Origin of the sequence: Microcoleus sp. PH2017_05_CCC_O_A (assembly GCF_020738785.1) — a bacterium.
Lineage (GTDB): Bacteria > Cyanobacteriota > Cyanobacteriia > Cyanobacteriales > Microcoleaceae > Microcoleus.
Map to the genome: position 1 here is coordinate 1 of NZ_JAEQCB010000249.1, position 9,985 is coordinate 9,985.

Genomic DNA, 9,985 nt, shown 5'->3' on the forward strand with positions numbered 1-9,985 from the left:
TCTGCGATTGCTTCGCTAAGAGCTCGCAATGACATTGCATCTATTCACCAACAAACCAAATTATTGTTTTACTGTTACCGAGTTAAACATCGCATCACCCAATAGCATGAATTTCACTCCTGTACTTCGGTTGCCGCCGTCTCGAATATAACCAGCTCATAAATATCGCTCATCAACATTTGCACTCCTATCGAACTGAAAGAAACTGTTGCAGATTCTCCCTCATATTCCTGAAACAACCATTGATTTGATTCATTCTTAATATATTGTTGCACTAAAAATTCTTGTTGGCTGACTAATACGTACTCGCGGAATTCAGGAATCGATCGATAAAACCGAAACTTATCCTCTCGGTCAAAATCTTTGGTAGACTTAGAAAGCACTTCCACAATCAGTACCGGATTGACTATCTCATCCTTGCGTCCTGGAGTGCAAACTAATTCTCCTTCAACTACCATCACATCGGGGTAAGTTCCCCGTCGATATCGAGGAATCCACAACCGCAAATCGCTCATAAATGGTCTTGCATTCTTTCCCCGCAAAGCAGATTTCAAGAAGGCATAAATATTACCTATTATCTGGCTGTGATTAATTGTGCCGCCTGTCATCTTTACAATTTCTCCATCGCGATATTCATTTCTAAACTCGGTAGTTTCTTCTAATTGCCGGTACTCATCTGGAGTATAAAAGTTTTGCTTGGTTTTTACTAACATTTTCACCTCTGTTGCGACTTTGTTAATTATTGACTTCGGAAGCATTCATTTCAATAACTGTTGCTTCATTCAGCACGGGAAAATTTACCGAATTCGCAATATAACAAACATGATGTGCATTGTCGTGCAAACTGCGTGCTTTTTCCAAATCATTACCAGCTTCGATGGTTACTTTCGGACGTAGAATTACCTCGGTAAATCTAATTTTGCCATCTTTTTGTGTCATTGTACCTGTCGCTTCATCCGAGTAAGAAATCACCCGAATCGCAGCACGAGCACATAAAGCAAGATAGCTCAACATATGGCAAGCTGACAGCGACATTACCAATAAATTTTCAGGATTGTACAGCGCAGCATCGCCCCGAAAAGTTGGGTCTGCTGAACCTAGGAATGGTGGCTTACCCTCGATATTTATTGTATACTCGCGAGAATAAGCATCATAAGATGAAGTAGAACCTTGACTGGCACCAGTCCAAACTGTATGGATGCGGTAGGTGTGCTCTTTGCTCATTTATATTAATTTGGTAATTAAAATTATAATTAATATTATATCATAGGAGCTGTTTGTAGTGAGGACTTCAGTCCGCATCAAATGCTGAGGACTGAAGTCCGAACGATCGAACCGATTTTTTAAATTGAAAAAGCGCCTAACTTGTTACGGTTAGGCGCTTTATCATCTTTCAGAATTGACTGAAATTAATCGTTGCGAGACACAAGATTTGATTCAACTTTAGCAGTTGCAACGGGTACAATCCGACTCAATGCCGATTGCAGCATGGGAGTTTTGGTAACAGAATCGTTTGCTAAGTTAAACAAAGGATTTGACAAAATTCCTGCCAATGTTGTTGCAACTAAGGTGAGTACAACGCTGACTTGCAAGGGCCGCATTCCCTGAAGGTTCCAGCGAATTGGCGGATAATTTTTCACTGAGTCCGACATTTCTTGAGGTTCTTTTACTACCATCATCTTAACGACGCGGATGTAGTAGTAAATTGAAACTACGCTGGTAATTAATCCCAGGATAACTAAGCCGTAAAGTCCAGCTTGCCAGCCTGCCCAAAATAGATAAATTTTGCCGAAGAATCCAGCCAGCGGCGGAATTCCGCCGAGGGAAAGCAGGCAAATACTCAATGCTAAAGTTAGCAACGGATCTTTTTGATATAAGCCGGAGTATTCGCTGATTTGGTCGGTTCCTGTCCGCAGGGAGAACAGAATGATGCAGGCGAAAGCGCCTAGGTTCATGAACAGGTAAACCAACATATAAAATATCATGCTGGAGTAACCGGCTTCGGTTCCTGCGACTAAACCAATCATCACAAATCCGGCTTGGGCGATCGACGAATAAGCTAAAAGCCGCTTCATGCTAGTCTGGGCGAGGGCCACCACATTGCCTAACACCATGCTGAGTATGGCTAAGGCTGTGAATACGAAGTGCCACTGTTCTGTGAGTGCGGGGAATGCACTTGTTAATAACCGGATGGCTAGGGCAAAACCGGCGGCTTTGGAACCGACGGAAAGGAAGGCAACAACTGGTGTGGGCGAACCTTCGTAAACGTCTGGAGTCCATTGGTGGAAAGGAACTGCGGAGATTTTGAAGGCGATTCCGGCGATCGCAAAAATCAATGCAATCACCAAACCAAGAGATTCACCGTTATTAACTGTAGAAAGGTTGGCTGCGATCGCACTTAGAGTAGTTTGGCCGCCAGACAATCCGTACAGCAGCGAAATACCGTAGAGAAACACCGCCGAAGAAGATGCACCAATTAACAAATATTTCAAAGCAGCTTCATTGGAACGCGGATCGCGTTTTGTGTAACCCGTCAGCAAATAAGACGAGATACTCAGAGTTTCCAACGAAATAAAAATCATCACCAATTCATCGGCGCCACTGAGGAACATTCCCCCCAAAGTAGCCGTGAGCAAAATGCCGATAAATTCCGCTAAAGCAGTACCCGTTTGCAGTACGTAGCGCACGGATATCAAAATAGTGACAGCCGCCGTCAAAGCGATAATTCCGCGAAACACCAAACTCAAGGCATCGCTGTTAAAACCGCCCAGAAACGAGATAGTGTTAGTGTTATCCCACTGCAAACACAAGGCAGCGATGGCGGCCAGCAAACCCGCAACGGCAACGTAGGGAGTCCAATTAGAGGAACTGCGGCCTACGATTAAATCGCCGACGAGAACCACCAAGAGGGTGATGATGACAATTCCCTCGGGTAAGATAGTTCCAGCGTTTAGCTGGGCTGCAAGAGTAGCAAAATCCATATTTTCAGTCACGTTGGGTAATACAGGCCCAAAAGGCTGTAATGGGCAGTTAGCTCGTAAAAATTCTTTACCAAACTGGATTGTAGCTGATTACAGCTTCGCGATCCCAGTTTTGCGGTGTTTGTTGCTGGGGAGTTGATACAAGGTACGTAGTTGCGCTTCAGCGCTCTTTGATATATATAAGAAAGAGCGCCCAAGCGCAACAACATACCTAAGCGTTAACTCCCATATTCTGCCTGTTGCGTCCAGGAGTGTAGAAAATTTAACCAATTACTCGGCATGACTGACTCGCTAAGTGACTACAAACAGCAGATTCTGAATGACTTTAACAACCGCCCGGATTACGAAAATGAATTTCACAAACGGGCTGCAACTCGGTTAGTAGAATTGGCAAAATTGCGATCGCACCAGCAAGTTCTAGATATCGCTACCGGCACAGGTTTAGCGGCGATTGCGGCGGCCCAGGTTGTTGGGGCTCTTGGCTGGGTTTTGGGAACTGACTTTGCTGCGGGAATGTTGCAGCAAGCGAGGCAGAAAGTTGCAGGTTTAGGGCTGGCGAATATCGAGTTTGCCGAAGCAGACGCCGACGAACAAGAATTTTCCGACAACCAATTTGATGTAATTTTGTGTTCCAGTGCGATCGTCTATTTTACAGATATTCCACAAGCTCTCCGTCAATGGTACAATGCTCTGAAACCGGACGGAACTCTCGCGTTTTCCTGTCTGGCAGAAACCTCTCCAACTACATCTATATTGTTTCGGGAAGTTGTGCAGCGATACGGCATTACGATTCGCAATCCCAACGAGTTACTGGGGACGCACGAGAAGTGCTGCCAAATTTTGCGATCGATCGGGTTTCAGAATATTGAAATTACCAACGAGCAATTTGGATTTGACTTACAAGATGCAGAAGCTGCTTGGAATGGCAACGCAAACAGCGCATTTGGACTTCAGGGAGTGCAATGGTCATACCAGCAATGGGAACAATGCAAACAAGACTATTTTGCCGCAATAAATGCAGTCTCAAGGGCACAAGACTTTTGGAACGATGTCACAATGTTTTTTGTAATTGCCCGCAAATCTAATATAGGCGATCGCCCAAGCTCCGAAAATTTTTTCGCTTCACCCCTTGACACTGACGCCACGTGAGGGTTTTACGATTGATTCATTCCGCGATCGACTCTGAACCGAAAGGAGGAAAGGTATGCCACCCTTGGCGATGAAAGTCGGCGATTTGGCAAAACAAACAGGTGTGTCCGTCCGGACACTGCATTACTACGAAGAAATTGGTTTACTCTCGCCGTCGGGGCGGACTGAAACAGGCTATCGGCTGTATGCGAATAATGACATTATCCGCTTGCAGCAAATCGTATCGCTGCGACAAATCGGCTTTTCCTTAGAGGAAATCCGAGGATGTTTGGAACAGCGGAATTTCTCGCTAGAGCAAATCATTCAACTCCATGTAGCGCGTCTGAAAGAACAGATTGATTTGTCTCACCGATTGCTCAACCGATTGGAGTCGATTTCTAGCAGTTTACAATCGGCACAATCGGTTTCCGTCGAAAATTTGATTCACACCATTGAGGCAATTTGTATGTTTGAAAAATACTACACGCCTGAACAATTGGAAACCATCAAGCAACGCCGGGAGTTGTTGGGAGAGGAACGAATCCAGCAAAGTCAAACAGATTGGCAAAAACTCATTGAACAGGTTCGGACTCAAATGAAAAACGGCACAGATCCGGCTGACGAATCGGTGCAAGTCTTGGCTCGACGCTGGCTATAACTGGTTCAGGAGTTCACGGGCGGTGATGCGGAAATTGCGCGATCGCTCAACAATATGTATCAACAGGAAGGAGTAGAGGTTGTCTCCCAGGGTGCACTTGATTCAGCCGTGTCTGAATATATCGGCAGAGCGATCGCAGCCTTGAAACAATCAGCATAGTGAGTTTCCAGAAACTGGCTAAAAAATTGGGCGTTGCTTAATCAGGGTATGAAAAAAATAAGTTAAAAATCCCCAAGCTTTGTCGATACTGGTTTCTCTGACTGGCATATTTAGCCTTTCATACCGTAAATCAGCAACGCCTATTAACAAATGGAATATTCCGGTCTACTGGCGAGTTCGTATTAGCAACTATACAATTAAGAAATTTGAGATTTTGTGCTGCTGGCGATCGACTTATGATATATTTCTTAAACCTGAAAGCGGGAAAGTCCGGTGCAATTCCGGCGCTGTGCCGCAACTGTGAGAGTCAGAATGCCGATTTCAGGGCGCGTTTGCCGCGTTTACTTTTAGGTTCCCTGCGTCGCACGGGGAAGGAGATTATTTGTTGCTTTTGAGTGATTTACCGACTTGTCCCGGCTTATTTTACGGTTCCCAAGCCCGAGACGGCGTTTTATCGAGGATGCGGATTCCGGGGGGAATTTTAAATGTACAGCAGTGTTGGTCGATCGCCAATTTAGTCGATCGCTACAGTATCGGCTGTTTGCAAGTCACAAATCGGGCAAATTTACAAATCCGAGAATTGCACTCGGAAATTCCCTCAGAAGTTTGGCAAGATTTACAGGAATTGGGATTAGCGTCTCGGCGCGTTGAAGTTGACCAAATTCGCAATATAATGGCAAGTCCGACAGCAGGAATCGATCGCCAAAACTTACTGGATACTCGCCCGCTAGTTGCAGCTTGGGATAATTACCTGCAAACCCATCCTGAGTTATCGGAACTTTCCGCTAAATTCAGCATTGGCTTTGATGGCGGAGAATTAGTTTCTATCCGGAATTTCCGCAATGATATTTTATTAGTGGCAAAAAGGCGATTGACAAATTCCAAAATTATTTTTGGTCTGCATTTCAACGGCGTTGAGACCGGAATTATAATCGAAGAATCGCAATGTATTTTAGTATTAGCAAGCTTAACAAACGCGTATCTTGAATATACAAAAAGTCAGCCTCGAATTGATGGTAAAAAACCGCGTTTGCGTCATCTACTCGCTGATTGGGGTACAGAAAAATATCTAGAACAAGTAGAGAAAAATTTGCCGTTTGCATTGCGGCAAGAGGCGATCGAACTTTTTCTAAAAGACATATCCAACAACTCTTGTGGAACAGGCATCCTGCCTGTCACGAGCGCACCCAACGGTAATCTCGGCATTCACAGTCAACGACAGTCCGATTTCTCCTACATCGGCATTGCACTCCCCCTAGGCAAGCTAGAATCAAAGCAACTGAGAAATTTGGCAAATTTAGCCCAAAATCTAGGCGGAAGCACCCTGAGACTTACGCAGTGGCAAAATCTGCTGATTTCTGACATCCCCAACTCCCAGGTTTGCGAGGTCAATCAGCAAATCGCCGATTTAGGATTGCACTCATCTGCAACTCGCCTAGATTCCTGCTTAGTTGCGTGCGCCGGTAGCAGCGGCTGTGCGTCAGCAGCGACAGATGCTCAAAGTGACGCCCTAGCAATGGTGAGGGATTTAGCGCAAAAACTGACGATCGACCGATCGATCAATATACATTTCAGCGGATGCGAAAAATCCTGCGCCCAACACCAGCCAATAGATATCACCTTAATAGGAATTCAGATTCAGCAGAAAGGCGAAACAATCCCAGGTTACAACATTTATGCAGGTACAAAAGACTTGCCCTTTGGACGGCAAATATTCCCAGCCGTCAGTGTAGCCGAGATGCCTCGTGCGATCGAGCGAATGTTGCGCGTCTACCAGCGGTTTCGAGAACCTCGCGAGTCATTAGGTGAATTTTGCGATCGGTGGGCGATCGACAAATTGCAGAAATTACTGAACCCAGAAAATCATTAAAACAGACAAACTGTCATTATCTCCCCTTCTCTTTCTTACTTCGCGCCCTAGCGCTGACGCGCGGCTTCGCCTAAAGCGCCTTCGCGGTTCATTAAAAAAAGCCATTCCACAAATCAAACAAACTTCCCCTAACAATTTTAAATAAAGTTAAGTACAGTCTCCCAATTACCAATTCCCAATGCCCAATTCCCAATTCCCAATTCCCAATTCCCAATTCCCAATTATCTTAATGATTGACTACATCCGAGACGGAACAGAAATCTACACCAAATCCTTCGCCACAATCCGCGCCGAAGCAGACTTATCAAACCTGCCGCCAGACTTAGAAACAGTCGCAGTGCGACTAATTCACAGTTGCGGAATGATCGACATCGTTAAAGACTTAGCAGCTTCCCCCCTTGCCGCCACCCACGGGCGCAAAGCCCTCGCAGCAGGCGCACCAATTCTGTGCGATGCCAGGATGATAGCCGAAGGCATCACCCGCAAAAGGCTTCCCGCAGACAATCCAGTGATTTGCACCCTCTGGAATCCCGATGTACCGCAGTTGGCGCGGCAAATCGGTAATACTCGATCGGCAGCAGCACTCGATTTGTGGCTAGATAAGTTAGATGGTGCAGTTGTGGCGATCGGCAATGCCCCGACTGCTTTATTCCGATTGCTGGAAATGCTGGATGCTGGAGCCCCGAAACCGGCATTAATTCTGGGTTTCCCGGTAGGATTTGTGGGGGCGGCCGAATCCAAAGCCGAACTCGCTGCCAACAGTCGGGGAGTGCCATTTATCGCGCTACACGGACGGCGCGGTGGCAGTGCGATGGCAACAGCAGCCGTGAATGCGTTAGCTAAAGAGGACGAACTATGACTAAGACTACTGGTAAATTGTACGGATTGGGCATCGGCCCTGGCGATCCGGAATTGATAACTTTGAAAGCTTATCGGATTTTGCAATCGGTGCCGGTGATTGCGTATCCGGCGATGGAAAATGGTAAAGTGCTCGCGCGCGCGATCGTCGCAGATTACTTGCGCCCAGAACAAATTGAGATTCCGATGCCACTGCCTTTTAGCCCCACGCGATCGTCTCAACCGTATTACGATATTGCAGCCGAGAAAATTGCCGCCCACCTCAGCGAAGGGCGGGATGTGGCGGTTTTGTGCGAGGGCGAACCTTTTCTCTACGGCACGTTTATGTATTTGTTCAACCGTTTGTCGGGCAAATTTACAACCGAAGTTGTGCCGGGAATTTCTTCGACGATGGCGAGTGCGAGTGCCCTGGGAGTGCCACTGACTTATCGTAACGATGTGTTAAGTATTATGCCTGCGACGTTGGACGCTGATGTTTTGCGCGATCGACTGGCGCTGGTTGATGCTGCGGTGATTATTAAGCTGGGGAGGCACTTTGCGAAAGTTCGAGACGTGCTGATTGAGTTGGGACAATTCGATCGCGCACTATATATAGAACGCGCAACTATGCCGAATCAGTCCATTCGGGCGATCGCCGATGTCGATCCGGCCCAGGTTCCCTACTGGGCGTTGGTCATGATACCCAGCCAGCAAAAGTCTGTATCTTGACCTTATTCAACCCACATTCCGCACCCTAGGGCATCACACAGTATAATTACCCTGAAGGCGTTGCTGAATCAGGGTATGAGACGATAAAAAATGCGAGATTGGAGCCGAAAATGATTTCTGGGATTTTGATTGGGAATTGGAACATCTCCAAATTTCAGATAATGAATTAGTAATTTAACTGTCGGGGCGACAAGTCGCCTATAACGCAATACGGTTCACTTAAGACAGATCCCCCCTAACCCCCCTTCCCAAGGCTACCGTGTACACACAAGTCAAAGTAAACTAGAAAAAAGAGTATCGGCTCAATAAGTAGGGGAAGGAGCTAATCTAGCTGCCAAGACAAGCCCAAGGGATAAAGAGCAGATTTTTCGCGAATAATAGTGGACAGAGAGGGAATAATTCCAAGTTGAGAAATTCGGTCACGGACATAATCAAAAAAACTGATTCCCAACTGACTCCTTAGTAGCAACAAGAGACATAAAAGTATCCCAAGCCTGAGTACCCTCAATCGTTTGAGTTGCATAGCTAATATTACGTCGCTGCACAGCAAGTTCGGGCAGCTAACTCAGCCGGATTATTATGTAAAGGTAATTCAGGATGCTCTAAAACCCTCAGCAACTCCGATACTTTTGTCGCAGTTAATTGTTTGCGCTCATCCAACAATTCATAGCCACTTTGAGTTTCAAAAAGCAGCAGAAATTTCGACCTTAAAAGCAGTGCAGCTTCAGGACTGGGAGCATTTTTATAAGCTAATAATTCCCGATAGTAATCCCAAAAATCATCGAGAAACTGCTCTAAAATTACTTGATGGCAATGGAATACCGGGCTTAACTTCTTGTAATGCCTTCCCTCATGTACCCAACATAGCGCTCTATCGGCAGTGATTAACTTGAATTGGGGAGCATCATCACAACAAAGAGTTTGTACGACTGGACAATCAGTTTGCTGATGATAGAAAACAATAGCTGCTGCTTCCTTAATCCTGGTAACTTGTTGAGCGCCCAGTTTGGGTACATACTTATTGAGTAGGTGATTAAACTCTGACTCACCCAACACCGTTTCTTGAGGTAATAGCTGGAGAGCGTTTTGCCATTTAATCGGGATTTTGAAGTCCTCAATTAGTGAGAATGTCAGTGGATTTAGAATAAATTTCAGTTCTCGTCCTGGCTGTAATCCTTTCAGTACGGTCAGTCTATCTTTATTGGCTGTTGTGAAGTATACTGTATATAAAGGGTTACAGATGATATTGGTCGTATGGTTGACTCCACCTACACGCGCACCTGTTTGGTCGAAGTGTTGCCAAGGACTACTCGCTAGTCCTGAATCATAAACTTCTTTTTTCTCGGTTTCAAAACCCGAGTGGTTTTTGATTAACAGGTTGGATAAATAACCGGCTGAGATGGAAATACCTAAATCCGCTAAAAATTCTAGTAGTTTGCCTTGCGTCATATTACCCCCATAGTACAAACTGATGATTAGGGCTTTGATTCCTGGTCCAAATTCTCCTTCGTAGCCTAGTGGTAGTTCTGCTACATAAGTTTTTCGGAGTGAGGGTGAGTAATATTTCTGTTTACGGAACAATATGTTGTCGGTTGCCAAGCTGATATCTTGGATGATTACTTG

8 protein-coding genes, 1 pseudogene and 1 riboswitch are annotated in these 9,985 nt (G+C 45.6%); of the genes and pseudogenes, 5 read left to right on the forward strand and 4 right to left on the reverse strand.

Going from position 1 to position 9,985, the window contains the following annotated elements:
- Positions 1-113: 113 nt before the first annotated feature.
- The 3 genes from JGK20_RS32925 to JGK20_RS32935 form a co-directional block, all read right to left on the reverse strand.
- Positions 114-713 (reverse strand): Uma2 family endonuclease, encoded by a 600-nt coding sequence (locus JGK20_RS32925; RefSeq protein WP_293233624.1) that lies wholly within the window; start codon positions 711-713, stop codon positions 114-116.
- Between the two features lie 22 nt (positions 714-735).
- On the reverse strand, positions 736-1,224 hold the full coding sequence (locus JGK20_RS32930; protein ID WP_293233626.1) for an OsmC family protein: 489 nt from the start codon (positions 1,222-1,224) through the stop codon (positions 736-738).
- A gap of 185 nt (positions 1,225-1,409) precedes the next feature.
- A complete protein-coding gene (locus JGK20_RS32935; protein ID WP_293233628.1) occupies positions 1,410-2,981 on the reverse strand; it encodes an NAD(P)H-quinone oxidoreductase subunit N in 1,572 nt (523 codons plus the stop codon).
- 279 nt (positions 2,982-3,260) lie between these two features.
- Here JGK20_RS32935 and JGK20_RS32940 point away from each other — a divergent pair, with 279 nt between their 5' ends.
- From JGK20_RS32940 to JGK20_RS32960, 5 genes are all read left to right on the forward strand, one after another.
- A complete protein-coding gene (locus JGK20_RS32940; RefSeq protein ID WP_293209018.1) occupies positions 3,261-4,130 on the forward strand; it encodes a methyltransferase domain-containing protein in 870 nt (289 codons plus the stop codon).
- Between the two features lie 55 nt (positions 4,131-4,185).
- Positions 4,186-4,767: a MerR family transcriptional regulator gene (locus JGK20_RS32945; RefSeq protein WP_293186722.1), complete on the forward strand. Its 582-nt coding sequence runs from the start codon at positions 4,186-4,188 to the stop codon at positions 4,765-4,767.
- A gap of 381 nt (positions 4,768-5,148) precedes the next feature.
- Positions 5,149-5,265, forward strand: a riboswitch (cobalamin riboswitch).
- 52 nt (positions 5,266-5,317) lie between these two features.
- On the forward strand, positions 5,318-6,796 hold the full coding sequence (gene cobG, locus JGK20_RS32950) for a precorrin-3B synthase (RefSeq protein WP_293233630.1): 1,479 nt from the start codon (positions 5,318-5,320) through the stop codon (positions 6,794-6,796).
- Between the two features lie 229 nt (positions 6,797-7,025).
- Complete coding sequence (locus tag JGK20_RS32955; RefSeq protein ID WP_293186726.1) at positions 7,026-7,655, forward strand: precorrin-8X methylmutase; 630 nt, start codon at positions 7,026-7,028, stop codon at positions 7,653-7,655.
- A complete protein-coding gene (locus JGK20_RS32960) occupies positions 7,652-8,362 on the forward strand; it encodes a precorrin-2 C(20)-methyltransferase (RefSeq protein ID WP_293193370.1) in 711 nt (236 codons plus the stop codon). Before JGK20_RS32955 ends, JGK20_RS32960 begins: the two co-directional genes overlap by 4 nt.
- Positions 8,363-8,893: 531 nt before the next feature.
- On the opposite strand, the pseudogene JGK20_RS32965 reads toward JGK20_RS32960, so the two are convergent.
- Positions 8,894-9,985, reverse strand: a pseudogene (locus tag JGK20_RS32965) (hypothetical protein); the annotation flags it as partial.

Bases quoted from the DNA above. Each gene is read 5' to 3' on its own strand.
- JGK20_RS32925 (WP_293233624.1), bottom strand. From the start codon at position 713: ATGTTAGTAAAAACCAAGCAAAACTTTTATACTCCAGATGAGTACCGG.
- JGK20_RS32930 (WP_293233626.1), bottom strand. From the start codon at position 1,224: ATGAGCAAAGAGCACACCTACCGCATCCATACAGTTTGGACTGGTGCC.
- JGK20_RS32935 (WP_293233628.1), bottom strand. From the start codon at position 2,981: ATGGATTTTGCTACTCTTGCAGCCCAGCTAAACGCTGGAACTATCTTA.
- JGK20_RS32940 (WP_293209018.1), top strand. From the start codon at position 3,261: ATGACTGACTCGCTAAGTGACTACAAACAGCAGATTCTGAATGACTTT.
- JGK20_RS32945 (WP_293186722.1), top strand. From the start codon at position 4,186: ATGCCACCCTTGGCGATGAAAGTCGGCGATTTGGCAAAACAAACAGGT.
- JGK20_RS32955 (WP_293186726.1), top strand. From the start codon at position 7,026: ATGATTGACTACATCCGAGACGGAACAGAAATCTACACCAAATCCTTC.
- JGK20_RS32960 (WP_293193370.1), top strand. From the start codon at position 7,652: ATGACTAAGACTACTGGTAAATTGTACGGATTGGGCATCGGCCCTGGC.